The following is a 23336-nucleotide window of genomic DNA, read 5'->3' on the forward strand; positions in this document are numbered from 1 at the left end:
AGCTCCCTATTCATGGTGTGGGGTTCATTTCAGGATGCTGGCGGGCACGTAGGACACCAGTCCCAGCACCGCAAAGGCGACCAGATAGAAGGGCGCCAGCTCGCGCACGGTCTGGCCGACCTTCACTTTGGCCAGTGCACTGGTGATGAAAAGCGTGGTGCCGACGGGTGGCGTGTACAGGCCGATGGCCAGGTTCACGACCATCATCACGCCCAGCTGCGTCATGTCCATGCCGATGCTCTGCGCCAGCGGCACGAACACCGGGGCCAGCAGCAGCACGGCGGCGGGCAGGTCGATGAACATGCCCAGAAACAGCATCATCAGGTTCATCAGCAGGATGACCAGCCATTTGGCGTGGACGTTTTCCTGGACCCAATGCGCGATGCCCTGCGGCGTCTGGTCGAAGGTCAGCAGCCAGCCGATGGCCGATGACGCCATGATCACCAGCAGGACCACGCCGGTCGCCAGCCCCGCGTGGACGATGGCGGCATTGAGCCGCGACCACGACAGATCGCGGTACATCACGGCCGACACCAGGCCCGCGTAGAACGTGGATAGGACCGCGACCTCGGTCGGCGTGGCAATGCCGAACCGCAGGAACACGATGATCAGCAGCGGCAGGACGACGGCGGGCAAGGCATACAGCAGGTGCCGGCGGAACGCCGCGCCGTTGAAGGGCGACGTGTCGCGGGGAAAGTTGCGGCGGCGGCCCACCCACCAGCAGGCCAGCATGAAGCCGCCGCACAGCAGCAGGCCGGGCAGAATCCCCGCGACGAACAGCGACGCGATCGACGCATTGGCGGCAAGGGCAAACAGGATCAGCGGGATCGACGGCGGAATCAGGATGTCGATGGTGGCGGCGGCGGCCAGCGTGGCGGCCGAGAAGGCGGCCGGGTAGCCCAGCCGCTTATGCCACGGAATCATCAGCGAGCCGATGGCCGACGCATCCGCCACCGCCGAGCCCGACACGCCGCCGAACAGCGTGGACGACAGCACGCCGACCTGCGCGGGTCCGCCGTGATAGCGGCCGATCAGCGCGGACAGCACGCCCACCAGCGCTTCGCCGAGCTTGCCGCCCATCATCAGCGACCCGGTCAGCATGAAGAACGGAATGGCGATCAGGGGAAAACTCTGCACCTGCGAGACCATCTGCTGGACCACCACGTCCAGCGGCACGCGGTCCGTGCTGGCGACGGCCGCCATGGCGGCGACGAGCAAGGCGTGGGCGATGGGCATGGCCGCGACGGCGGCGCCCATGAAGACGATCAGAATCAATGCACTCATGGCTGTTCTCCCGTCACCAGTGCACGGCGGGCGCCTGCGGCTCGCCGTCGGGCTGCGCCGCAGCGTCGCGGCAATGCCAGCTCTGCCACGCCGACTGCCCCGCCAGCACGGCGAGCAGCAGCATGCCGCCCATCACGCACCCGTAGGTGAGCGAGCCGGGCATTTGCAGGATGGGGGATTTTTCGTCGTGGACGATCTCGATCATGTTGAACGTCGCCCAGGACAGGGTGGCGTACAGGACGGCGACCACGCTCCAGGCCACGGCCGCGACCACGCGGCGGGCATGAGCCGGCAAGGCGTCCATCAGGAACGTGGTGGCGATATGCGCGTTGTGCAGCGCGGCCAGCACGACCCCTGACATGACGAGCCAGGGAAAAAGCAGTTCGGGGATCTCGTTGGCCCATTCCAGGCTTGAACCGGTTGCGTATCGCAGTGCGGTGTTGACGACGAGGATCACGAAGATCACCGTGGTGGACAGCCACAGGATCACGCGGCATATGCCGTCGATGACCCTGCCGACCAGTCCGTGTCGATCGGTATTCATGTTGTCTCCTGCCTTGTGGCCGGTCCGCCGCCGTGCCGTCGCGAGGGACGGGACGGCGGCGGCCGAAAGGACATATCAGTTGCCGCGCGCCGCGGCCAGAACCTTCTTCACGTACGGGCCGATGGGACCAGCCAGCCATTTTTCGTCGACCGGCGCGGTGGCCTTGGCGAAGGCGGCGGTGTCCGGCGTCGTGACCTGCACGCCCTTGGCTTTCAGATCGGCCAGCAGCCGCGTGTCGGCGTCCCGGCTCAGCTTGCGCTGAAAGGCCGACGCTTCGTCGGCGGCTTCACGCACGGCCTTGCGGTCGGCGTCGCTCAGCCGGTCCCAGGTGCGCTTGCTCATCAGGAAGGGCGTCATCTGGAACTGGTGATTGGTCATCGCCAGGTGCTTCTGCACTTCGTACAGCTTGCTGGCCTCGAAGTTCACCAGCGGATTCTCCTGGCCGTCCACCACGCCCTGCTGCAACGCCACATACAGTTCCGCGAACTTGATCTGCTGCGCCTGCGCGCCCAGGGCGTTCATGATGTCGACCAGCGTCGCGTCGGGCGGCACCCGCATCTTCAGGCCCTTCATGTCCTCGACCTTGTTGATGGGATGCTTGCTGTTGGTCATCTGGCGGATGCCGTTGTCCCAGGTGCCCAGCAGGATCAGGTTTTTGGCGGCCGATTTTTCGGCCAGCTCCTTGCCCAGCGGCCCGTCCAGCAGCTTGAATGCCGCGCTGGCGTCCGGGAACAGGAACGGCATGCCGAAGGCGGCGTACTCCGGCACGGCGGCGGCGACGGCGCCCTGGGAGTTGGCGCTCATGTCCAGGGCGCCCGTGCGCAGCGCAGTGACCATGGCGGCGTCGTCGCCCAACTGCGCGGACGGCGCGACCTGGACTTCGATGCGCCCGCCTGTCTTTGCCTTCAGCACCTCGGCAAACTTCACCGAGGCGTCGTGGCGGGGATTGCCGACGGCTGCGCCGTGGCCCAGCGTCAGCTTGAGGTTTTGCGCCTGCGCCGCCAGCGGCAGCAGGGTGGCGGCGGCCAGGACCAGGCTCGCCTGAAGCATTTTTCTGCTTTTCATGATGTCTCCTCCAATTTTTGTGGGGTACTGCGGATCAGTGAATCAACATGCCTCCGTTGACGTCCAGCGTGATGCCCGTGCAGTACGCCGACAGGTCGCTCGCCAGGAACACGCACGCGCCCGCCACGTCGTCCGCCCGGCCCAGGCGTGCCAGCGGGATGGTGCCTTCGATGTCGGCCTTGCGCTCGGCGGACAGCTTGCCTTGCGTGATGTCGGTTTCGATCAGCCCGGGTGTGATGCAGTTGATCCGGATGCCGTCGCCGCCGAACTCGCGCGCCATGGCCCGCGCCAGGCCCAGCACGCCTGCCTTCGCGGCGGAGTAGTGCGGTCCGCCAAAGATGCCGCCGCCACGTTGGGCCGATACCGACGAGATGCAGACGATGGACCCCGAACGTTGCGCCTGCATGGCGGGCAGGACGGCCTGCGACAGGTAGAGCGTGCCGCGCAGGCTCACGTCCAGGATGCGGTCGTAGTCGGCGCCTGTGATTTCCAGCGTCTTGACCGGCTGCGTAATGCCGGCGTTGTTCACCAGGATGTCGATCCTGCCGAACGTCTTGACGGCCTGTTCGATGGCTGCGATGCAGGCCGTCTTGTCGGTCACGTCCGCCACCAGCCCCAGATGGCCGTCGCCCAGCCGGGCGGCGGCGCTGGCGGGCGCGGCGCGTTCCAGGTCCAGGATCACCACGCGCGCGCCGTGCGCAGCCATCTGGCGGGCGGTGGCAAATCCCAGTCCGTTGATTCCTGCGCCGCCGGAAATCACGGCCACCTTGTCCTTGAGCAACATCTGTCTTCCTCCTGTCCTTGTTATGGAATCGATGCGGACCATTCTGGAGGCCGTCTAGCATTAAGACAAACGATGTGTCATCAGTCTAAGATGACGAATCGTCATCTGAAGTCAGGGACAACCCCATGCCTGCGCTGCCGCCCATCGTCAACCTGCTGGCGTTCGAAGCCGTGGCGCGCCGCCGCAGCTTTGCTATCGCCGCTACCGAATTGCACCTGACTGCGTCGGCGGTCAGCCACCAGATTTCGCGGCTGGAATCAGACCTGGGCGTGCGCCTGTTCGAGCGCAGCGCGCACGGGGTGCGGCTGAGCAGCGCGGGCGAACAATATCTGGTGCGTATCGGCGGGGCGCTTGCGGCGATCTCATCGGCCACCGAAGACCTGCGCCAGGGCGTCAGCAACAGCCTGTATGTGCACTCCGCGCCCAGCATCGCCAGCTTGTGGCTGATGCCGCGGCTGCGGCGGTTTGCCGAGGCGCATCCGCACGTGGCGCTGAACCTGTCGGCCGCGCATTCGCACAGTGATTTCGCGCTGGGGCAGTCGGATATCGACATCCGCTACGGCGTGCCGCATTGGGATGATGTGGTGGTGGAGCCGCTGTTCGAAGAACGGATACTGCCGCTGGCCAGCGCGGCGTTCATTCGCGAACACGGCATCAAGCGCATCGACCAGTTGCTGGACGTGCCGCTGATCCAGAGCAACGTCAGCGTCATTCAGTGGTCCGACTGGTTCGGGCGCTATTCGGAACGGCGTGCGCCGGATCACTTCACGATCCGCTTCGACCGTGCGCAGATGTCGCTGGACGCGGCGGCGCAGGGATTGGGCGTGGCGCTGGAAAGCGCCACCATTGCCGGCATGCATCTGGCGCAGGGCAGCCTGCAGCCGGTATTTGGAATGGCCAAGGCCATTGCGGTGAAGGCGCACTTTGCCGTCTACCCGGCGCGGCACGCCAAGCGTCCTTCCGTGGAGGCTTTTCTTGCCTGGATCCACGCCGAGGCGGCCGCGACGGCGATCACACGCTGAGCCCGGCCCGCCCAAGCAGGCCGGGACAATGCGTCAGGGCTGCACGTCGTACTCGGCTGTGCCCAGCACGACCGCCGCCAGGCCCGGCGCCTGCGTCAGCTTGTGCAGCGCAAAGGCTTGCGCGGTGGCGATCTTGGCGTTGTGGAAGTCCGGGTCTTCAGCCTGCAGGTCCAGGCTGGCAAGCAGGGCGCGCGCCATCTGCCAGCCGGCGAACGTCGTGCCCGCCAGCAGCAGGTAAGGCACCGCGGCGCCAAAGACCGCATTGGGATTGCCGGCCGCGTTGGCAAGAATGAACTCGACCGCGCTGGCCAGCGCTTCGCGGGCCTCGCGCAGCGGCTTGAGCATGCGGCCGGCGGCCGGCTCGGTGCGGGCCTGAAGGTCGGCTTCGGTCTGGCGTACCGCGTCCAGCAGCGCGCGCGCCACGGCGCCGCCGTCGCGCAGCGTCTTGCGGCCGACCAGGTCGTTGGCCTGGATGGCGGTCGTGCCTTCGTAGATGGTCAGGATGCGGGCGTCGCGGTAGAACTGCGCGGCGCCGGTCTCTTCAATGAAGCCCATGCCGCCATGAACCTGCACGCCCAGGCTCGCGACATCGATCGACATCTCGGTGCACCAGCCCTTGACGATCGGCACCAGGTATTCCTGGATCGCCAGGTGGCGCTTGCGCGTGTCGGCGTCGGGACTGGCGTGGGCCAGGTCGGCATGGCCGGCGGTCACGTAGGCCAGCGCGCGGCCCGCTTCGGTCAGGGCGCGCATCGTGCCCAGCATACGGCGCACGTCCGGGTGCTGGATGATGGGTACGGCGTCGCGCGACGAGCCGTCCACCGGGCGGCTCTGCACGCGCTCGGCGGCATAGGCCAACGCGTGCTGGTAGGCGCGGTCGGCGATGGCGATGCCCTGAACGCCCACCGCGTAGCGGGCGGCGTTCATCATGATGAACATGGCGTCCAGGCCACGGTTTTCCTGGCCGACCAGGTAACCCAGCGCGCCGCCGGCGTCGCCGAACTGCAGCGTGCAGGTGGGGCTGGCCTTGATGCCCAGCTTGTGCTCGATGGACACGCAGGTCACATCGTTGCGCGCGCCCAGCGAGCCGTCTTCATTGACCAGGAACTTGGGCACCAAAAAGAGCGAAATGCCCTTCACGCCCTCGGGCGCATCGGGCAGGCGGGCCAGCACCAGATGCAGGATGTTCTCGGCAAGGTCGTGCTCGCCATAGGTGATGAAGATCTTGGTGCCGGACAGGCGGTAGGTGCCGTCGCCCACCGGTTGGGCGCGCGTGCGGACCATGGCAAGGTCCGAGCCGGCCTGCGGCTCGGTCAGGTTCATGGTGCCGGTCCATTGGCCGGAGATCATGGGGCCGATGAAGCGCTCGCGCAGCTCGGGCGAGCCAGCCGTCATCAGGGCCTCGATGGCGCCGTTGGTCAGCAGCGGGCACAGCGCGAACGACAGGTTCGCAGCGTTCAGCATTTCAGAGCACGGCGAGCCGATCAGCCCGGGCAGCCCCTGGCCGCCGTATTCGGCAGGGTGGGACAGGCCCTGCCAACCGGCGTCTGCATATTGGCGGAAGGCCTGCTTGAAGCCGGGGGCGGTGGTTACCGCGCCATCCTGCCAGGTGCTGGGCGCCTTGTCCGCCGGGTGGTTCAACGGCGCCAGGACTTCGGCGGCGAAGTGGGCGGATTCTTCCAGCACGGCTTGCGCGGTGTCGGGCGTGGCCTCCTCGAAACCGGGCAGGGCGGCCACCTGCTGCAGACCGGCCAGATGGTTCAACACGAACAGCATGTCTTTCACGGGGGCTTGGTACGTCATGGCGTAGGCGCTCCTGGTTTTATGGGTTAAGCGGATCAGGCCGGCTTGCCGGGGTCGGCCACGTCGATCGCGGACGTGGCGCCGACCGCGGCGCGCAGCTCGAATTTCTGGATCTTGCCGGTGGAGGTCTTGGGCAGGTCACCGAAGCGTACCGCGCGCGGCACCTTGAAGCCGGACAACAGCAGCTTGCAGTGCGCGATGATCTCTTCGGCGGTGGCGGTGCAGCCGGGCTTGAGCTCGACGAAAGCGCAGGGCGTCTCGCCCCATTTGGGATCGGGCATGGCCACCACGGCTACCGCCGCCACGGCGGGATGCCGGTACAGCGCGTCCTCGACTTCGATGCTGGAGATGTTCTCGCCGCCCGAGATGATGATGTCCTTGCTGCGGTCCTTGATGCGGACATAGCCGTCGGCCGTCATCACGCCCAGGTCGCCGGTGTGGAACCAGCCCCCGGCAAAGGCGTCCTCGGTCGCGCGCGCGTTCTTCAAGTATCCCTTCATGCAGATGTTGCCGCGGAACATGACCTCGCCGATAGTTTCCTCATCGCGCGGCACTTCGGCCATCGTTTCCGGGTTGCGCACCGACACGCCGGCCTGCAGGTGATAGCGCACGCCCTGGCGCGCGGTCAGCAGCGCGCGGCGCTCGGGGTCCAGCGCGTCCCAGGCGTCCTGGTGCGCGCAGACGGCGGCCGGTCCGTAGACTTCGGTCAGGCCATACACGTGGGTCAGCTCAAAGCCGATCTCCCGCATCTTGTCGATGACGGCTGGCGCGGGCGCGGCGCCCGCCACCATGGTGCGCACTGTGTGCGTGATGCCCGCGCGCAGCTCGGCCGGCGCGTTGGCCAGCGCGCTCTGCACGATGGGCGCGCCGCAGTAGTGGGTGACGCCTTCGTCGCGGATCAGGTCGAACACCGTCTTGGGATCGAACTTGCGCAGGCACACGTTCACGCCCGCACGCGCCGCGATGGTCCAGGCGAAGCACCAGCCGTTGCAATGAAAGAGCGGCAGCGTCCACAGGTAGACGGGATGCTTGGGCATGTCCCATTCGAGGATGTTGCTGACCGCGTTCAGGTAGGCGCCGCGGTAGTGATAGACCACGCCCTTCGGGTCGCCCGTGGTGCCGGACGTGTAGTTCAGCGCGATGGCGTCCCATTCGTCCGCGGGCGGCTTCCAGTCGTAGGTGGCGGGCGCGGCGGCCAGGAAATCTTCGTAGTCGGCGGCGCCCGGCAACGTGGCGGCGGCGCCTTCCAGGTCGTGCACCGAGATGATTTTCAGGTGTGGGAACTCGGCGCGGACGCGCTGCGCGACGTCGGCGTATTCGGTGTCGATGATGAGCGCGCGGGCCTCGCCGTGGCCCAGCATGAACAGCACGCTGGGCGCGTCCAGCCGCGTGTTCAACGTGTTCAGCACGGCGCCCAGCATGGGCACGCCGAAGTGCGCTTCCACCATGGCGGGGATGTTGGGCAGCATGACGGCAACCGTATCGCCGCGCTGGATGCCGGCCTGCGCCAGCGCGCCGGCCAGGCGCTGGGCGCGTTCATACGTTTGCGCCCAGGTGCGGCGGATCTTGCCGTGAACGACGGCCAGCTTCTGGCCATAGACCTGCGCCGCGCGGGCGATGAAATCCACCGGGGTCAGGGCTTCGTGATTGGCTTCGCGGCGCGCGAGGCCGTGATCGAACATGCCGGTCATGCTTGTCTCCAATGGGGCAGGGTGGCCCCTTATCCAGGTCTGCGGGGTTTGATCCCCGTCGCTTGCCCTAGCTTATGGCCGGCCGGAAAATGGCGTCTGTCGCCTGCATGACAGACCCCCGGCCGGCGGCGTAATCCCCAAGTTTTACACGGTTCTTCCCATGTCCGATGTTTCAAACACAGTTTCCCCCGACGAACTGCCGGCGCTGTTCCGGGCCTCTCCGTGGTTCGGTGCGCTGGAGGCACGGCACCAGGACCTGGTGCTGGCGACCTCGCGCGCGGAACTCGTCGGCAGCGGGGCGTGGATCGCGCGGCGTAATGCGCCGTCGGACTACTGGCTGGGGGTGAGCCGCGGGCTGCTAAAGCTGGCGATCTACAACGAGTCCGGCCGCAGTTGCACGTTCTCCGGTGTGCCGCCGGGCGGCTGGTTCGGAGAGGGCAGCGTCATCAAGCGCGAGCTGCGCAAGTACGACGTGGTCGCCATCCAGCCGTCGCTGGTGATGCTGGTGCCCGCTGCAACCTTCCATGCGCTGCTGTCGGCGAGCCTGCCGTTTTCGCACTTTGTCATCGGCCAGTTGAATGACCGCATGGGCGAGTTCATCGCGTCCATCCAGAACCACCGTTTGCTCGATGCCGACGCGCGCGTGGCGCAGTCGCTGGCTCAGTTGTTCAATCCGCAGCTGTATCCGTCCACCGACCTGACCTTGGCCATATCGCAGGAAGAATTGGGATATCTGACCGGCCTGTCGCGCCAGCGGGTCAACCAGGCGCTGCAGACGCTGGCCGACCAGGGGATGCTGGCGCTGGCGTACAACCAGATCAAGGTGCTGGACCTGGGCCGGTTGCGGCAGTACGGGCTGGATCAGCTCTGACGGGAATCAGGGCGCCGTGCCGCCCCGCGCAACGTCAAAGACGGGGGGCCAGCGCACGGTCCAGCGCGGCGCGCGCCAGCAGGCGGGTCGAGTCGAGCGTGGGCAAGGCGCAATTGCCGTCGTTCAGCACCAGCGGCAGTTCGGTGCAGCCCAGCACGACCGCGTCGCAGCCGTCGTCTTTCAGGCGTTCGACGATGCCTTGCAACTGCGCCACCGACGCGGGCTTGATCACACCGTAGACCAGCTCGTCCATGATGATGCGGCCCAGCAGCAGGCGGTCGTCCTGCGGCGGCCGCGCGTAGTCCAGGCCACGTGCCGCCAGGGCCGCGGGGTAGACGTCGCTGTCCACCAGCCAGTGCGTGCCCAGGATGCCGATCCGCCGGTAATCGCGCGCCGCCGCCACGGCGGCGACCTCCTGCGCGATGTGCAGCCACGGCCGCGGCGAGTCCGCCACGACGCGGTCCATCGCCTGGTGGATGGTGTTGTCCGGGCAGATCAGGAAATCCGCGCCGGCGCGGGCCAGCTTGTCCGCCGACGACAACATCAGGGCGGCAACGCCCTCCAGGTCGCGGGCGTCCAGGCAGGCGACGTAATCCGCCAGCGAATGGGTGTGTAGCGAAATCTCGGGATGGGCGTGCGGGCCCATGCGCTGAGCGCCTTCGGCGCACAAGGTGCGGTAGCAGAGCGCGGCGCCCTCGGCGGAACAGGCGACGATGCCGATGTGCAGCGGCGTGGCATTCATCCAGTCGATTCCTTCTTCAGGGTCCGGGTAGCCGGACGGCGGGGAACAGGTCGGGCGTGATCGATTGTAGGGGTGGCGGCCGTTAGGGTATTGCAGGGTCAAATTCACCCCGTGGCGGTGATTTATACCCGTCCGGCCAACAGTAAAAAACACCACGCCGAATCCAAGCTGTTGATTCGGCGTGGTTTTTTTCTGGCACGGATTTCGCAAGAGGACACGTACCCAACCAACCGCAACACAGGAGGGCGTTCCCATCATGGGTCCGTATCGGAAATTATGGTTCACGTTGATCGCCGTGGTGGCGATCACATTTGCGCTGCTAGGCTTCTACGGCGGCGAGGTCTACCGCCAGGCGCCGCCCATTCCCGGGCAGGTCGTGACGTCCGATGGCCGCGCGCTGTTCGGCCGCGAAGACATCCTGGACGGGCAGACCGCCTGGCAATCCGTCGGCGGCATGCAGCTTGGCTCGATCTGGGGCCACGGCGCGTACCAGGCGCCTGACTGGACGGCCGACTGGCTGCATCGCGAACTGACCGCCTGGCTGGACCTGGCCGCGCGCGACGAGCACGGTCAGGCCTACGCCCAACTTCCCGCGCCGCAGCAGGCCGCGCTGCGCGAAGCGCTCAAGGCCGAGTACCGCGCCAATCGCAGCGACGCAGCCACCGACACGCTGACCATCACGCCGCGCCGCGCGAAGGCCATCGAACAGACGGCGGCTTACTACGAGCAGTTGTTCTCCGATGCGCCCGCCCTGCAAGGCAGCCGCGAGAGCTTCGCCATGAAGGAAAACACGCTGCCCGACGCCAAGCGCCGCACGCAGCTGACGCATTTCTTCTTCTGGACGGCCTGGGCGGCCGCCACCGAACGCGAAGGCATGTCGGTCACCTACACCAACAACTGGCCGCACGAACCGCTGATCGGCAACCAGCCCAGCGCTGAAAACGTCATGTGGTCCATCATCAGCGTGGTTGTGCTGCTGGCGGGCATCGGCTTCCTGGTCTGGGCCTGGGCCTTCATGCGTGGCCAGGAAGAAGAAGAGCCGCAAGCGCCCGCGCGCGATCCGCTCACCGCCTTTGCCCTGACGCCCTCGCAGCGCGCCCTGGGCAAGTATTTGTTCCTGGTCGTGGCGCTGTTCGGCTTTCAGGTGCTGCTGGGCGGTTTCACCGCGCACTACACCGTTGAAGGGCAGAAGTTCTATGGCATCGACGTCTCGCAGTGGTTCCCGTATTCGCTGGTGCGCACCTGGCACATCCAGAGCGCCCTGTTCTGGATCGCAACGGGCTTTCTGGCCGCCGGCCTGTTCCTGGCCCCGCTGATCAACGGCGGACGCGACCCCAAGTTCCAGAAGGTCGGCGTCGACATCCTGTTCTGGGCGCTGGTGCTGGTCGTGGTCGGCTCGTTCGCTGGCAACTACCTGGCCATTGCGCAGATCATGCCGCCCGAGCTGAATTTCTGGCTGGGTCACCAAGGCTATGAATACGTCGACCTGGGCCGTCTGTGGCAGATCGGCAAGTTTGCCGGCATCTGCTTCTGGCTGGTGCTGATGCTGCGCGGCATCGTGCCCGCGCTGCGCACGCCGGGCGGCGACAAGAACCTGCTGGCGCTGCTGACGGCCTCCGTCGGCGCCATTGGTCTCTTCTACGGCGCCGGCTTCTTCTACGGCGAACGCACCCACCTGACCATCATGGAGTACTGGCGCTGGTGGATCGTCCACCTGTGGGTCGAAGGCTTCTTTGAAGTGTTCGCCACCACGGCGCTGGCCTTCATTTTCTCGACCCTGGGTCTGGTGTCGCGCCGCATGGCAACGACCGCCAGCCTGGCCTCGGCCTCGCTCTTCATGCTGGGCGGCATTCCCGGCACGTTCCACCACCTGTATTTCGCGGGCACGACCACGCCCGTGATGGCCGTCGGCGCCAGCTTCTCAGCGCTGGAAGTCGTGCCGCTGATCGTGCTGGGCTACGAAGCCTGGGAAAACTGGCGCCTGAAGACCCGCGCCGCCTGGATGGACAACCTGAAGTGGCCGCTGATGTGCTTTGTGGCTGTGGCCTTCTGGAACATGCTGGGCGCAGGTGTGTTCGGCTTCATGATCAACCCGCCGATCTCGCTGTATTACATCCAGGGTCTGAATACCACGCCGGTGCACGCGCACGCCGCGCTGTTCGGGGTGTACGGCTTCCTGGCGCTGGGCTTCACGCTGCTGGTGCTGCGCTACATCCGTCCGCAGTATGCGTTGAACCCGGGCCTCATGAAGCTGGCGTTCTGGGGCATGAACATCGGTCTTGTGCTGATGATCTTCACCAGCCTGTTGCCGGTGGGCCTGATCCAGTTCCATGCCAGCGTCAGCGAAGGCATGTGGTACGCCCGCAGCGAAGCCTTCATGCAGCAGGACCTGCTCAAGACCCTGCGCTGGGGCCGCACGTTCGGCGACGTGGTGTTCCTGCTGGGCGCGCTGGCGATGGTCATGCAGGTGATCCTGGGCCTGCTCAGCAGCAAGCCCGCGCTGGTCGAACCGCGGCTCACCCCCAAGGCCGCGCGCGGCTGATCCCGGCGCCTTCGCGACTTTGCGCCAGCGCAACGTTGCGAAGGCGGCCTCCCGGTCCAATGGAAGCCAAGCCTGCGCCGGTTCGGCGCGGGCGCTTCGGAGAAACTCCGCATGCGCTTCCTTCCGATCGCCGCCGCCCTTTCAATGTTGTTGACCGCTTGCGGGCCCGCAGACCGGGCCCGCTTTGCATTGCCGGAACTGACGCGGCTGCCGCCCGGTGAAGTCACCCATCAGCCGCCCGGTGATGCCCTGCGTAACGGTTATCCCGTCACGCCCGCGCCGGTCACCACGCGGCATCCACGCGGCGTCGCCATCATGACGCGTCAGGTCAGCCAAGCGGAATACGCGGCGTGCGTGGCCGCCGGCGCCTGCAAACCGCTGGACGCGGAACACCGCAAGGACAATTCTCCGGATCTGCCCGCCACCGGCATCAGCTGGTCGGACGCCTCGGCCTACGCGGCGTGGTTGTCCGGGTCGACGGGTCAGCGCTATCGCTTGCCGCGCTACGCGGAATGGATCTATGCGGCGGGCGAGGCGTATCGCGAAGAAACACCGCCCGCGGCCTTGCAGGACAACAACCAGGATCCCACCGACCCCGCGCAGCGCTGGCTGGCCGAATACGAACAGGAAAGCCGCCGCAGCGGGCAGGGCGCCGAAACCGCGGTGCGGCCGTTCGGCCAGTACGGCGCCAACGCGGCGGGCGTCAAGGACATGGCGGGCAGCGTGTGGGATTGGACTTCGGACTGTCACTCACGCCGCGTGCTGGACGCGGGAACGGGGGCGGAGTCGCCGGAAGACGCCGACCTGAGCCGCAACTGCGGCATCCGCGTCGCGGCGGGGCGGCACATCGCGTATCTGCCGGATTTCATCCGCGACCCCAAGAGCGGCGCCTGTTCAGTCGGCGTGCCGCCCGCGAACCTGGGATTGCGGCTGGTGCTGGAAGAGGGGTAGGCCGCACAGGCGGCACTGTACACGCGGCACTGCAGTCGCTGCACTGCAGTCGCGGCGGATGCGGGCAGTGAGCCCGCGCTCGCCAAGCTAGTGCGCAGCCAGTTCAGCAGCAGTGCGATCGCCGGCGGTATGACCGGCAGCCGCACGATCGGCGGCCGTACGAGCGGCGCCTTTGATTTTCATGGCGGCGTCGGCATCCGTTGCCGGCGAGCCACTGCGGCACGACAGGCACGACGCGCAGTCCATGGCGGGCTGCGCGTTTTCGGACAGCCGGGTCAGCGCCGCGGGCGACCGCAGCACGATGCGCTTGCGGCCGCTGCTGACGATGCCGCGCTGCTTCCAGTCGCTGAGCAGGCGGCTGACCGTATGCAGCGTGGTGCCGGTCATCTCGGCCACGTCCTGGCGCGTGATGGGAAAGCTGATGCCGATGCCGTCGTGCGTGGGCTGCCCGGATTGCTGGACCAGCCGCAGGATGGCGCGCGCGACGCGTTGCTCGACTTCGTCGGTGGACAATTCCTGGATGCGGATGTGCGCGTCCTGCAGGCGTTGCCCCATGGTCTGCAGCGCGATCGCACCCAATTGCGGGTGGCTGGCCATGAAGCTTTCCCAGGCTTCTGCCGGCCATGCCAGGCAGACGCTTTCCTGCACGGCCAGCACGCTGGCCGGATAACAGGACTGCCGCATGGCGCAAGCCAGGCCAAACATATCGCCCGGATTGACATATCTCACGACAACTTGGTCGCCTTCCGATGTAATTTGTGTGACCTTGAGGCAGCCGTGCAGCAGCACGAAGAAATGGGCGCCTTCCGCACCCTGGCGGTAGGCGGCTTCGCCGGCTTCAAGACGGCATGGAACGGCGTCTTTCAGTGCGGCATCAAGCTGCGTATCGGACAACGGCCTGAACAGGTCGAGGTTGCGCAGCAAGGCATGGCATAAGGGCGATGGCATGGCGGTCCGCTTATGGGCGTGGTGAAATTTTCCACGCGTCGATGGTGACACCTGGGGGTCACCCTGACAACGTGTGGGCGCTCGCAGGGTTATCCCGAATTTGCGCTACAGCAAAGAACGCGATCGCTCGCGGTTCTTCAATGGAGGTGCCGACAGACTCGGCTTTGAAGAAACCGAAAGAGGAGTAGCACATGAACGCGTTGCGCCCCACCTTGCTTGCCGCCGCCCTGATGTTCTCGATGGCAGGCGGTCTGGCTTCCGCCCAGAATGCGGACACGCTGCCGCGCGCCAAGGTCACGCTGGTTGCCCCGCCGATGGTCCATCCGCATGAGCAGGTGGCCAAGTCGGGACCCAAGGTTGTCGAATTCACCATGACCATCGAAGAAAAGAAGATGGTCATCGACGGTAAGGGCACCACGCTGCAGGCCATGACTTTCAACGGATCCATGCCCGGCCCCACGATGGTCGTGCACGAGGGCGACTACGTGGAGCTGACCCTGGTCAATCCCAAGACCAACGCCATGCCGCACAACGTCGACTTCCACGCCGCGACGGGCGCGCTGGGCGGCGCCAAGCTCACCAACGTGAACCCCGGCGAACAGGCCACGCTGCGCTTCAAGGCCGACCGCGCCGGCACCTTCGTCTATCACTGTGCCCCTGAAGGCATGGTGCCGTGGCACGTCGTGGCCGGCATGAGCGGCACGATCATGGTGCTGCCGCGCGATGGCCTGAAGGATCCGCAGGGCAAGTCGCTGAAGTACGACCGCGTCTACACGATCGGCGAGTTCGACCTCTACATCCCCAAGGACGCCAACGGCAAGTACAAGGACTACGCAACCCTCGCCGAAAGCTACGGCGACACGGTGGAAGTCATGCGCAAGCTGACCCCGTCGCACATCGTCTTCAACGGCAAGGTCGGCGCACTGACGGGCGACAACGCCCTCACCGCCAAGGTCGGCGAAACCGTGCTGCTGATCCATTCGCAAGCCAACCGCGACACGCGCCCGCACCTGATCGGCGGCCATGGCGACTGGGTCTGGGAAACCGGCAAGTTCAACAACCCGCCGGAAAAGGACCTGGAAACCTGGTTCATTCGCGGCGGTTCCGCCGGGGCGGCGCTGTACACGTTCAAGCAGCCCGGCGTGTACGCCTACCTGAACCACAACCTGATCGAAGCCTTTGAACTGGGCGCGGCCGGGCACATCAAGGTCGAGGGCAAGTGGAACGACGACCTGATGAAGCAGATCAAGGCGCCGGGTCCCATCCCGCAGTAATGGCCGGCCGGCAAGGCGCGCGCGGCGCGTCTTGCCGGGTTGTTCCCCTTCTAGAGCCTGGAATCTCCGCCATGCCCAAATTTGCTCGACTCTTTTTTGCCCTTGCGCTGACGGGCCTGCCCGTCCAGCATGCCGCGGCTGACACCGTTGCCGCCGTCAATCCCGCCGGCGAAAAACTCTACAAGTCCGCCTGTGTCGTCTGCCATGCCAGCGGCGTGGCCAATGCCCCCAAGCTGGGCGACAAGCAGGCCTGGACGCCTTTCCTGGCGCAGGGCACGGACGCGCTGATGCTTACCGTGCTCAAAGGCAAGGGCGCCATGCCGCCGCGCGGCGGCTCGGCCGCCGACGACGCCACGCTGCGTGCCGCGGTGGAATACATGATGGCCGCGGCAAAGTAACGCGCAACCTGGCGCGGCGCGGATTGAAACGCGCGGGATGCCGGCCGCGCGTTTCGCCGTGCTTTTCGTCACGCTACGCGCGGCGGGCCAGCAAGGCCCACACCCCGGCGGCCGACAGCAGCGCGCCGCCACCCAGGTTGAAGCCGCGCTGCGCGCGCGGCGACGCCAGCATGCGCCGGGCCGATCCCGCAAAGATCGCATAGGCCGCGGCATTGATGCCGGCGCAGGCGACAAACGTCGCTGACAACACCCACAACTGCTGCGTCACGTCTCGTGCCGGATCGATGAACTGCGGCAGGAAGGCCACGAAGAAGATCATGCCCTTCGGATTCAGCGCGGTCACCAGGTAAGTGTTGGCGAACAGCTTCCAGCGCGAACCCGCCGCCGTCGCAACGGGCAGCGTGGCGGGCGACACGCCGGCGCGCAGCAGCCGGTAGCCGAGATACAGCAGGTACAGGCCGCCAATGGTCTTGACCACCGTGAACCAGAACGCGGATGCGGCAAGCAGTGCGCCCAGGCCCAGCAGCGACAGCACTAGGGCGGTGGAATCGCCCAGCGCCACGGCCAGCACCAGCGGCAGGCGGGCGCGCTTGCCGTGCGTAAGCGAATAGCTGATGACAGTAAGAATGGTGGGGCCGGGCAGCATGACGAGCAGGGCGGAAGCGCCCAGGAAGGCCAGCCAGGTTTCGAGCGACATGGAAGGAACTCCGTATGAAGGGCCAGCGCGCGTGGCCGGCTGCGGCCAATGTATTCCAACCGTGGTGTTAAATACAGCTTTCCCGGACAGTGAACGCCGGCCGGCAGGCCGCGCGAAGGAAACCCCATGGCATTTGACTTTGACCTGTTTGTGATCGGCGCGGGCTCGGGCGGCGTACGCGCGGCCCGCTTTTCCGCCAGTTTCGGTGCGCGCGTGGCGGTGGCGGAAAGCCGCTACCTGGGAGGCACGTGTGTAAACGTGGGCTGCGTGCCCAAGAAACTGCTGGTCTACGGCGCGCACTACAGCGAAGACTTCGAACAGGCGCACGGTTTTGGCTGGAGCGCGGAGGCGCCCAAATTCGACTGGCCCACGTTGATCGCCAACAAGAACCGCGAGATCGAGCGCCTGAACGGCATCTACCGCAACCTGCTGGTCAACGGCGGCGTGACGCTGCTGGAAGGCCACGCGCGCATCGTCGATCCGCACAAGGTCGAAATCAACGGCAAGACCTATAGCGCCGAACACATTCTGGTGGCAACGGGCGGCTGGCCGCAGGTGCCCGACATTCCCGGCAAGGAACTCGCCATCACCTCCAACGAGGCCTTCTTCCTGAAGGACCTGCCGCGCCGCGTGCTGGTCGTGGGCGGCGGCTACATCGCCGTGGAGTTCGCGTCCATCTTCAACGGCATGGGCGCACAAACCGTCCAGTCGTATCGCGGCCCGCTCTTCCTGCGCGGATTTGACCTGGGCGTGCGCGAGCACCTGCGCGACGAACTGGTCAAGAAGGGCATCGACCTGCGCATGAACACCGAGGTCGCGCGCATCGACAAGCGCGCCGACGGTTCGCTGGCCGCCACCTGCAAGGATGGTTCCGTCATCGAGACCGATTGCGTGTTCTACGCCACGGGCCGCCGTCCGATGCTGGACAACCTGGGGCTGGAAAACACCGGCGTGAAGCTGCGCGAAGATGGCTTCATCGAGGTCGATGACGAGTACCGCACCGCGGAGCCGTCCATCCTGGCCATCGGCGACGTGATCGGCCGCGTGCCGCTGACGCCCGTGGCGCTGGCCGAAGGCATGGCGGTGGCGCGGCGCCTGTTCCGCCCGCACGAATACCGCAAGGTCGACTACAAGCTGATCCCCACTGCGGTATTCAGCCTGCCCAACATCGGCACGGTGGGCCTGACCACCGAAGAGGCGCGCGAAGCCGGCTACGAGGTCCGGCTGTTCGAAAGCCGCTTCCGCCCCATGAAGCTGACGCTGACCGAATCGCAGGAACGCACGCTGATGAAGGTGATCGTCGACGCGCAGACCGATCGCGTGCTGGGCGTGCACATGGTGGGTCCGGAGTCAGGCGAGATCGTGCAGGGACTGGCCGTGGCGCTGAAGGCGGGGGCGACCAAGGCGGTGTTCGACGACACCATCGGCATCCATCCCACGGCAGCCGAAGAGTTCGTGACGATGCGCACGCCCGTCACGGAATAACGCCTGTGAACCGGCGGGGCCGCAAGCGCCAGATGGCGCGTGCGGCGTGCGCCGGCGCTACAGGCGTTGAATCATCGCGCGCGCCGCTGCCGGCGCGCGTTCTTTTGCGCCATTGATGAAATACGCGAAGACGTCCTGCGATTTTTTCCCGGAGGCCGCTTTGCCGATAAGGGGCAGGTCGTCCGGGTCCGCGCCGCGTGACCAGATGCGGAATCGCTCCGCCCAGGTGTCCAGCGCCTTCGGCGCGTAACCGGCCTTGTAGGCCGTGCTGGCGCGCATCAGCCGCGCGTAGACAAAGTCCGCCGTCCGATCGGCGATAGCGGGAAACTCGTCGCTATCGGTGTACACGGTCGCCGCGTGATGGCGGCGCGCAAGGGCCACGTATTCCTCGCAGGCAAAGCTGGGATGGCGCACGTCCAGCGCGTGCCGCAACGGCAAACCGTCCACCTTGTCCGGCAGCAATTCCAGGAAGGCGCCAAAATCCTCCGGGTCGAACTGTTTGGTCGGCGCGAACTGCCACACGATGGGCCCCAGCTTCGGTCCCAGTTCGGCGATGCCGCTGTTCACGAACTTGGCAATCGAGTCCTTGGCGCCCGCCAGTTCGCGCCGGTTGGTCGAATACCGCGATGCCTTCAGCGAAAAGACGAAGTCGTCGGGCGTTTCATCGCGCCACTTGGCGAAGGTGGCGGGCTTCTGGGTGCCGTAGTAGGTGCCGTTGATCTCGATGGCCGTGACCTGCCGGCTGGCGTATTCCAGTTCGCGCGCATGGGGCAGGTCGTCGGGATAGAAGACGCCGCGCCACGGTTCGAAGGTCCAGCCGCCGATGCCGACTCGGATCGCGGCGGGGCTGTCTGCCGGGGACGGATGACGTTTCGGCATGGGCTGCGCTCCACAGGAAAGGTCGAGCGGTCCACTGTATCGCCGGCGCGACGAGCCGCCAACCCCGCCCGAAAATTCCGCTGTTCCGATACAGTTTTCGGCTAAGGTGTGCAGTCACGACCCGACTTCTGACCGGCACGCGCCGGCACTCCATGCCTGACCTGACACATCTGCTGACTTTCGCCCTGGTAGCGCTGGGCATGGTGCTCACGCCTGGGCCCAACATGATCTACCTGGTGTCGCGCTCGATCTCGCAAGGGCCGCAGGCCGGCCTGATTTCGCTGGGCGGGGTGGCGGTGGGGTTCATCTTCTACGTGGCCTGTGCGGCGTTCGGCATCACTGCCTTGCTGATGGCTGTGCCCTATGCCTACGACGCGCTGCGCATCGGCGGGGCGCTTTACCTGCTCTACATGGCGTGGCAGGCGATCCGTCCGGGCGGCCGCTCGCCGTTCCAGGTGCATGACCTGCCCAAGAGCAGCCCGCGGCAATTGTTCACGATGGGTCTGCTCACCAATCTGCTCAATCCCAAGATCGCCGTCATGTACGTGTCGCTGCTGCCGCAATTCATCCAGCCCGACCACGGCAGCGTCTTCACCCAGTCGCTGGCGCTGGGCATGACGCAGGTCGTGATCAGCTTGTCGGTGAACGCCATGATCGCCATCATGGCCGGCTCCATTGCCGGGTTCCTGGCGGGCCGTCCGCTGTGGATGGTGGTGCAGCGCTGGCTGATGGGCACCGTGCTGGCCGGCCTGGCCGTGCGCATGCTTGTGGATACGCGCCGCTGATGCCCGCCGACGACGGATTTTTCGCGACGCTGGGCGGCATGCTTGGCGAGGGCCTGCGCGCCATCGTTGCAGGGATCAAATGGCTGCTCGGCGGGCTGGGCGGCGCGCTGGCCGATTTCTATGGCGGGCTGGCCGGCGCGATGGGCATGAGCCCGTCGATCTTCAATCTGGTGTTGTTGGCGCTGGGCCTCATGTTCCTGTGGGGCGCGATCAAGGCGCTGCTGCGGCGATCCATCCTGGGTTTTCTGTTCTGGGCGTTCATGACGCTGCTGGTGCTGGGCGGGCTGGTCGACTAGCGCGTCCTAAGCCGCTTTCGCCACCGCCAGCGCCACGTCCCGCAGCCGGCGCACCAGCGCCGGAAACCGCTCCGCACCCGTGTTGCCGTAGCCGATCACCAGGCCGTTGTCTTCAATGCGCGGCGTCAGCGCAAACGACGACAGCGCGCCCGGATTCATGCCCAGCTTGCGCGCCTCGGCCACGATCGCCGTGTCGGCATAAGCCGGCGGCAGCCGCACGGTCAGGTGCAGGCCGCAGTGCCCGCCCAAGACCTCGTGCTCGATCCTCAGATGCAAGGCCAGCGCCTCGCGCAGCGCCGCCTGGCGTTCGCGGTACAGGCGCCGCATGCGGCCCAAATGGCGCGAGAACTGGCCGTTTTCAATGAATGCGGCCATGGCCAGCTGTTCCAGCCGGTGGCCGCCGCGCTGCATTTCGATGATGGATGGCATGGCTTCGCGCGCCAGGGCTTCGGGCAGCACCAGAAAGCCCAGGCGCAGGGCCGGGAACATCGTCTTGCTGAACGTGCCGACATACAGCACCGGCGCGTCCGGCAGCAGCCCCTGCATGGCGGCGATCGGTTCGCCCTGGTGGCGGAATTCGCTGTCGTAGTCGTCTTCGATGATCCACGCGCCGGCGCGTCGCGCGCGTTCCAGCAGATCGAGCCGGCGGGTCAGCGACAGCACCGCACCGGTCGGGTACTGGTGCGACGGCGTCGTCTGGATCAACCTGGGTGGCTGGCGGGTCCAGGCGCTTTCCGGGATGACAATGCCGTCGGCATCGACGCGCACGGCCACCACATTGAGGTCGCCGGCATGGAAGGCGGACTTGGCGCCGCGGTAGCCGGGGTCTTCCAGCCAGGCGGTATCCCCAGGGTTGGTTAGCAGTTGCACACACAGCGCCAGCCCGCCCTGTGCGCCTTCGGTGATGACGATGCGCGAGGCGTCGCAATGCACGCCGCGCGACACGCGCAGGTATTGAGCGATGGCTTCGCGCAGCGCGGGCTCGCCCGCCGGATGACCGTAGCCCAGCGCGGCGGCCGGCGCCGCCTGCAGGGCGCGGTCCTGCGCGCGGCGCCACGCGTTCACGGGGAATTGCGTCAGCGCGGGCGTGCCGGGCGTCATCGGCAGCGTACCGTCGTGGGTATAGCGCGTGGAGACGATGCGGGAGAGGCGCTGCGCCGTGGCTGGCGGCTGCGCGGAGAGAGGGACCGCCTCGCGCGCGGCGCTGCGGGCGGCGGCGGACAGCGGCGCCACGCGGGTGCCCTGGCGGTCGGCAATCACGTAGCCTTCGGCCGTCAATTGCTCGTAGGCGATCAGCACCGTATTGCGCGAGATGTCCAATTCTTCGGACAGCGCGCGGGACGACGGCAGCTTGCCGCCCGCGGGAAGCTGGCCGGCAAGGATGGCCTGCTTGAGGCGCTGGATAAGCTGGCGCTGGCGCGGCAGCGAACCCGGGCCGCGTGCCAGCGGACTGGACAGCAGCGGGGCAATGGCGGTATCGCCCAATGAAGTTTCGATCATGGCCCTATTAAATTCCAGTTTCGTGGCACTTTTTATGATGCCACGGTTCCGATATCGTGAGGCCCTGGATGTTGCGCCCGCCACCGTCGGCGGCGCGCCCTGAACCGATTCCCGAGGCACCGCCGCATGCAACCCCGCACCAACGATTTCCAGCAACCCATTGGGCCGGCGCTGCCCGGCTGGACCACGCGACCGCGTCCGCCCCTCGACCCTGCGCTGGGCCGCTATTGCCGACTGGAGCCGCTGTCGGCCGAGCGCCACGCGGCAGATCTGTACCAGGCGTTCAGCCAGGCGCCCGACGACAGCGACTGGACGTACATGGGCGTCGGGCCGTTTGCCGACGAGGCCGCCTACCGGACGTTCGCCGAGGCTGCGCAGGCCAGCCCGGACCCGATGCACCACGCCATCATCGACCTTGCGACGGGCCGCGCCGTCGGCACGCTGGCGCTGATGCGCATCGACGCGCCCAACGGCGTCATCGAGGTCGGCTTCGTGTCCTATTCGCGTCAGCTCAAGCGCACGCGCATCGCCACGGAAGCGCAGTACCTGCTGATGCGCCGTGCTTTCGACGAACTGGGCTACCGCCGGTACGAATGGAAGTGCGACAGCCTGAACGCGCCGTCGCGCGCCGCGGCGCTGCGCCTGGGCTTCAGCTTTGAGGGCATCTTCCGGCAGGCCACGGTCTACAAGGGCCGCAGCCGCGACACGGCGTGGTTCTCGATCATCGACAGCGAATGGCCCGCGCTGCGCGCCGCGTACGAGCGCTGGCTCAGCCCGGACAACTTCGATGCCGAAGGCAACCAGCGCCAGGGATTGGCATCGCTGATCACCACTGAGCGGGGCAGCAACGCTGGGGGAGACCACGCGGCGTGCGTCTGATCCCGGTGGCATTGGCCCTGTTCTGGGGCCTGAACTGGCCGGCGGTGAAGATCATTCTGTCGATCTTCCCGCCGTTCACCTTGCGCGTGCTGGGACTGGGCAGCGGCGCGCTGCTGCTGTTGCTGCTGGCGGGCGCCAAGCGGCTGCCGCTTCTGCCGCCGCGCAGCGCGTGGCCCGGCATCGCGGTGGGCGGCGTCTTGGCGGTGGCCGTATTCAATCTGGCCGTGGCCTGGGCGCAGCTCAGCACCAGCACGTCGCGCGCGGCAGTGTTGACCTTCACCATGCCGATGATGTCCGCGCTGTTGGCGTGGCTGGTGCTGGGCGAACGCCTGGACCGCCGCCGCGGCCTGGCGCTGCTGCTGGGTGCGTGCGGCGTCGCCGTGCTGGCCTGGCCGGTGCTGCAGGCGGTGTTCGGGGGCAACGACGTGGCCGCCGCCAAGGGGCTGGTGTTTCCCCTGGTGGCGGCGTTCGGGTGGGCAGCCGGCACGGTGTATCTGAAGCGCTGGCCCGTCGCGGGCGACCGCATCGTCATCACGGCGTGGCAGCTTGTCGTCGGCGCCGGTTGCGCCCTGGCCGGCGCGCTGATCGCCGGCGAATCCTTTCCCACGCACGGCTGGACCGCCAGCGTCGCGGGGGCGCTCTCGTTTCACATCATCCTGGGCACTGCGGTCGCGTACTGGCTGTGGTTCGTGCTGAGCGAGCGTGTCAGCGCCACTGTCGCCGCGCTGACCACGCTGATGGTGCCGGTCGTGGGCGTGCTGGGCGCGATGGCGCTGGTGGGCGACCGGCCGGCCCCGGCGGACTGGTGGGGGTTTGCGTTCGTGATGGCCGGGGCGGGGCTGATCGTGTTGAATCTAGGTCAGCGGCGCGCCTGACCTGGGTCAAAGGTGCACCTG

General features: G+C 66.8%; 22 protein-coding genes. 11 read left to right on the forward strand and 11 right to left on the reverse strand.

Annotation, left to right across the window (positions count from 1 at the left end; all coding sequences use genetic code 11):
* Nucleotides 1–24: 24 nt before the first annotated feature.
* The 4 genes from B2W22_RS27410 to B2W22_RS27425 all read right to left on the reverse strand — a co-directional run bounded on the left by B2W22_RS27410 (nucleotide 25) and on the right by B2W22_RS27425 (nucleotide 3677).
* Nucleotides 25–1284, reverse strand: coding sequence for a TRAP transporter large permease (locus B2W22_RS27410; protein ID WP_218343401.1), 1260 nt, complete (start codon nucleotides 1282–1284; stop codon nucleotides 25–27).
* A gap of 13 nt (nucleotides 1285–1297) precedes the next feature.
* Nucleotides 1298–1828 carry a TRAP transporter small permease gene (locus tag B2W22_RS27415; RefSeq protein WP_175124078.1) on the reverse strand — a complete coding sequence of 177 codons (531 nt, stop codon included), beginning with the start codon at nucleotides 1826–1828 and terminating at the stop codon, nucleotides 1298–1300.
* A gap of 75 nt (nucleotides 1829–1903) precedes the next feature.
* Nucleotides 1904–2893, reverse strand: a complete 990-nt coding sequence (locus B2W22_RS27420; protein WP_175185047.1) for a TRAP transporter substrate-binding protein — start codon at nucleotides 2891–2893, stop codon at nucleotides 1904–1906.
* Nucleotides 2894–2927: 34 nt separating this feature from the next.
* The gene (locus B2W22_RS27425; protein ID WP_175185048.1) at nucleotides 2928–3677 is read right to left on the reverse strand and encodes an SDR family NAD(P)-dependent oxidoreductase; all 750 of its coding nucleotides are present in this window, start codon (nucleotides 3675–3677) and stop codon (nucleotides 2928–2930) included.
* Nucleotides 3678–3802: 125 nt separating this feature from the next.
* Here B2W22_RS27425 and B2W22_RS27430 point away from each other — a divergent pair, with 125 nt between their 5' ends.
* Nucleotides 3803–4699: a LysR substrate-binding domain-containing protein gene (locus tag B2W22_RS27430; RefSeq protein WP_175138495.1), complete on the forward strand. Its 897-nt coding sequence runs from the start codon at nucleotides 3803–3805 to the stop codon at nucleotides 4697–4699.
* Between the two features lie 33 nt (nucleotides 4700–4732).
* Here the strand turns inward: B2W22_RS27430 and B2W22_RS27435 are convergent, their stop codons facing one another.
* Complete coding sequence (locus tag B2W22_RS27435; protein ID WP_286940329.1) at nucleotides 4733–6502, reverse strand: acyl-CoA dehydrogenase; 1770 nt, start codon at nucleotides 6500–6502, stop codon at nucleotides 4733–4735.
* 35 nt (nucleotides 6503–6537) lie between these two features.
* Entirely contained in the window at nucleotides 6538–8193 is a 1656-nt protein-coding gene (locus tag B2W22_RS27440; RefSeq protein WP_286940330.1) for an acyl-CoA synthetase, read from the reverse strand.
* A 160-nt stretch (nucleotides 8194–8353) separates the two neighbouring features.
* Here B2W22_RS27440 and B2W22_RS27445 point away from each other — a divergent pair, with 160 nt between their 5' ends.
* On the forward strand, nucleotides 8354–9064 hold the full coding sequence (locus tag B2W22_RS27445; protein ID WP_286940332.1) for a Crp/Fnr family transcriptional regulator: 711 nt from the start codon (nucleotides 8354–8356) through the stop codon (nucleotides 9062–9064).
* 34 nt (nucleotides 9065–9098) lie between these two features.
* Here B2W22_RS27445 and B2W22_RS27450 read toward each other — a convergent pair whose 3' ends face one another.
* Nucleotides 9099–9806: an aspartate/glutamate racemase family protein gene (locus B2W22_RS27450; RefSeq protein ID WP_286940334.1), complete on the reverse strand. Its 708-nt coding sequence runs from the start codon at nucleotides 9804–9806 to the stop codon at nucleotides 9099–9101.
* Nucleotides 9807–10062: 256 nt separating this feature from the next.
* Here B2W22_RS27450 and B2W22_RS27455 point away from each other — a divergent pair, with 256 nt between their 5' ends.
* Nucleotides 10063–12348, forward strand: a complete 2286-nt coding sequence (locus tag B2W22_RS27455) for a nitric-oxide reductase large subunit (RefSeq protein WP_175124194.1) — start codon at nucleotides 10063–10065, stop codon at nucleotides 12346–12348.
* Nucleotides 12349–12459: 111 nt separating this feature from the next.
* A complete protein-coding gene (locus B2W22_RS27460; RefSeq protein WP_286940336.1) occupies nucleotides 12460–13299 on the forward strand; it encodes an SUMF1/EgtB/PvdO family nonheme iron enzyme in 840 nt (279 codons plus the stop codon).
* A gap of 87 nt (nucleotides 13300–13386) precedes the next feature.
* Here the strand turns inward: B2W22_RS27460 and B2W22_RS27465 are convergent, their stop codons facing one another.
* Nucleotides 13387–14247, reverse strand: coding sequence for a Crp/Fnr family transcriptional regulator (locus B2W22_RS27465; protein WP_254594240.1), 861 nt, complete (start codon nucleotides 14245–14247; stop codon nucleotides 13387–13389).
* Between the two features lie 191 nt (nucleotides 14248–14438).
* Here B2W22_RS27465 and nirK point away from each other — a divergent pair, with 191 nt between their 5' ends.
* Together nirK and B2W22_RS27475 are read left to right on the forward strand one after the other, a co-directional pair.
* The gene (nirK, locus tag B2W22_RS27470) at nucleotides 14439–15521 is read left to right on the forward strand and encodes a copper-containing nitrite reductase (protein ID WP_175124087.1); all 1083 of its coding nucleotides are present in this window, start codon (nucleotides 14439–14441) and stop codon (nucleotides 15519–15521) included.
* Nucleotides 15522–15592: 71 nt separating this feature from the next.
* On the forward strand, nucleotides 15593–15919 hold the full coding sequence (locus B2W22_RS27475; protein WP_175124088.1) for a c-type cytochrome: 327 nt from the start codon (nucleotides 15593–15595) through the stop codon (nucleotides 15917–15919).
* A 73-nt stretch (nucleotides 15920–15992) separates the two neighbouring features.
* Here B2W22_RS27475 and B2W22_RS27480 read toward each other — a convergent pair whose 3' ends face one another.
* Nucleotides 15993–16616, reverse strand: coding sequence for a LysE family translocator (locus tag B2W22_RS27480; protein WP_175124089.1), 624 nt, complete (start codon nucleotides 16614–16616; stop codon nucleotides 15993–15995).
* A 126-nt stretch (nucleotides 16617–16742) separates the two neighbouring features.
* Here B2W22_RS27480 and gorA point away from each other — a divergent pair, with 126 nt between their 5' ends.
* Complete coding sequence (gene gorA, locus B2W22_RS27485; protein WP_286940339.1) at nucleotides 16743–18101, forward strand: glutathione-disulfide reductase; 1359 nt, start codon at nucleotides 16743–16745, stop codon at nucleotides 18099–18101.
* Between the two features lie 57 nt (nucleotides 18102–18158).
* Here the strand turns inward: gorA and B2W22_RS27490 are convergent, their stop codons facing one another.
* Nucleotides 18159–18980: a DUF72 domain-containing protein gene (locus B2W22_RS27490; protein ID WP_286940341.1), complete on the reverse strand. Its 822-nt coding sequence runs from the start codon at nucleotides 18978–18980 to the stop codon at nucleotides 18159–18161.
* A gap of 152 nt (nucleotides 18981–19132) precedes the next feature.
* Here B2W22_RS27490 and B2W22_RS27495 point away from each other — a divergent pair, with 152 nt between their 5' ends.
* Entirely contained in the window at nucleotides 19133–19765 is a 633-nt protein-coding gene (locus B2W22_RS27495) for a LysE family translocator (RefSeq protein ID WP_175124092.1), read from the forward strand.
* Nucleotides 19765–20061, forward strand: a complete 297-nt coding sequence (locus B2W22_RS27500; protein ID WP_175124093.1) for a hypothetical protein — start codon at nucleotides 19765–19767, stop codon at nucleotides 20059–20061. The genes B2W22_RS27495 and B2W22_RS27500 overlap by 1 nt, the downstream gene beginning before the upstream one ends.
* 6 nt (nucleotides 20062–20067) lie before the next feature.
* Here the strand turns inward: B2W22_RS27500 and B2W22_RS27505 are convergent, their stop codons facing one another.
* On the reverse strand, nucleotides 20068–21561 hold the full coding sequence (locus B2W22_RS27505) for a PLP-dependent aminotransferase family protein (RefSeq protein WP_286940344.1): 1494 nt from the start codon (nucleotides 21559–21561) through the stop codon (nucleotides 20068–20070).
* Between the two features lie 126 nt (nucleotides 21562–21687).
* Here B2W22_RS27505 and B2W22_RS27510 point away from each other — a divergent pair, with 126 nt between their 5' ends.
* Both B2W22_RS27510 and B2W22_RS27515 read left to right on the forward strand, forming a co-directional pair.
* The gene (locus B2W22_RS27510; RefSeq protein ID WP_286940345.1) at nucleotides 21688–22440 is read left to right on the forward strand and encodes a GNAT family N-acetyltransferase; all 753 of its coding nucleotides are present in this window, start codon (nucleotides 21688–21690) and stop codon (nucleotides 22438–22440) included.
* On the forward strand, nucleotides 22431–23315 hold the full coding sequence (locus B2W22_RS27515; protein WP_175138484.1) for a DMT family transporter: 885 nt from the start codon (nucleotides 22431–22433) through the stop codon (nucleotides 23313–23315). Before B2W22_RS27510 ends, B2W22_RS27515 begins: the two co-directional genes overlap by 10 nt.
* Nucleotides 23316–23336 lie beyond the last annotated feature (21 nt).

Origin of the sequence: Achromobacter sp. UBA4530 (assembly GCF_002388205.1) — a bacterium.
Taxonomy (GTDB): Bacteria; Pseudomonadota; Gammaproteobacteria; order Burkholderiales; family Burkholderiaceae_B; genus Achromobacter; species Achromobacter animicus.

What these genes read in the sequence shown, in the direction of transcription:
- B2W22_RS27410 (WP_218343401.1), bottom strand. Translation starts at nt 1,284, where the DNA reads ATGAGTGCATTGATTCTGATCGTCTTCATGGGCGCCGCCGTCGCGGCC.
- B2W22_RS27415 (WP_175124078.1), bottom strand. Translation starts at nt 1,828, where the DNA reads ATGAATACCGATCGACACGGACTGGTCGGCAGGGTCATCGACGGCATA.
- B2W22_RS27420 (WP_175185047.1), bottom strand. Translation starts at nt 2,893, where the DNA reads ATGAAAAGCAGAAAAATGCTTCAGGCGAGCCTGGTCCTGGCCGCCGCC.
- B2W22_RS27425 (WP_175185048.1), bottom strand. Translation starts at nt 3,677, where the DNA reads ATGTTGCTCAAGGACAAGGTGGCCGTGATTTCCGGCGGCGCAGGAATC.
- B2W22_RS27430 (WP_175138495.1), top strand. Translation starts at nt 3,803, where the DNA reads ATGCCTGCGCTGCCGCCCATCGTCAACCTGCTGGCGTTCGAAGCCGTG.
- B2W22_RS27435 (WP_286940329.1), bottom strand. Translation starts at nt 6,502, where the DNA reads ATGACGTACCAAGCCCCCGTGAAAGACATGCTGTTCGTGTTGAACCAT.
- B2W22_RS27440 (WP_286940330.1), bottom strand. Translation starts at nt 8,193, where the DNA reads ATGACCGGCATGTTCGATCACGGCCTCGCGCGCCGCGAAGCCAATCAC.
- B2W22_RS27445 (WP_286940332.1), top strand. Translation starts at nt 8,354, where the DNA reads ATGTCCGATGTTTCAAACACAGTTTCCCCCGACGAACTGCCGGCGCTG.
- B2W22_RS27450 (WP_286940334.1), bottom strand. Translation starts at nt 9,806, where the DNA reads ATGAATGCCACGCCGCTGCACATCGGCATCGTCGCCTGTTCCGCCGAG.
- B2W22_RS27455 (WP_175124194.1), top strand. Translation starts at nt 10,063, where the DNA reads ATGGGTCCGTATCGGAAATTATGGTTCACGTTGATCGCCGTGGTGGCG.
- B2W22_RS27460 (WP_286940336.1), top strand. Translation starts at nt 12,460, where the DNA reads ATGCGCTTCCTTCCGATCGCCGCCGCCCTTTCAATGTTGTTGACCGCT.
- B2W22_RS27465 (WP_254594240.1), bottom strand. Translation starts at nt 14,247, where the DNA reads ATGCCATCGCCCTTATGCCATGCCTTGCTGCGCAACCTCGACCTGTTC.
- nirK (WP_175124087.1), top strand. Translation starts at nt 14,439, where the DNA reads ATGAACGCGTTGCGCCCCACCTTGCTTGCCGCCGCCCTGATGTTCTCG.
- B2W22_RS27475 (WP_175124088.1), top strand. Translation starts at nt 15,593, where the DNA reads ATGCCCAAATTTGCTCGACTCTTTTTTGCCCTTGCGCTGACGGGCCTG.
- B2W22_RS27480 (WP_175124089.1), bottom strand. Translation starts at nt 16,616, where the DNA reads ATGTCGCTCGAAACCTGGCTGGCCTTCCTGGGCGCTTCCGCCCTGCTC.
- gorA (WP_286940339.1), top strand. Translation starts at nt 16,743, where the DNA reads ATGGCATTTGACTTTGACCTGTTTGTGATCGGCGCGGGCTCGGGCGGC.
- B2W22_RS27490 (WP_286940341.1), bottom strand. Translation starts at nt 18,980, where the DNA reads ATGCCGAAACGTCATCCGTCCCCGGCAGACAGCCCCGCCGCGATCCGA.
- B2W22_RS27495 (WP_175124092.1), top strand. Translation starts at nt 19,133, where the DNA reads ATGCCTGACCTGACACATCTGCTGACTTTCGCCCTGGTAGCGCTGGGC.
- B2W22_RS27500 (WP_175124093.1), top strand. Translation starts at nt 19,765, where the DNA reads ATGCCCGCCGACGACGGATTTTTCGCGACGCTGGGCGGCATGCTTGGC.
- B2W22_RS27505 (WP_286940344.1), bottom strand. Translation starts at nt 21,561, where the DNA reads ATGATCGAAACTTCATTGGGCGATACCGCCATTGCCCCGCTGCTGTCC.
- B2W22_RS27510 (WP_286940345.1), top strand. Translation starts at nt 21,688, where the DNA reads ATGCAACCCCGCACCAACGATTTCCAGCAACCCATTGGGCCGGCGCTG.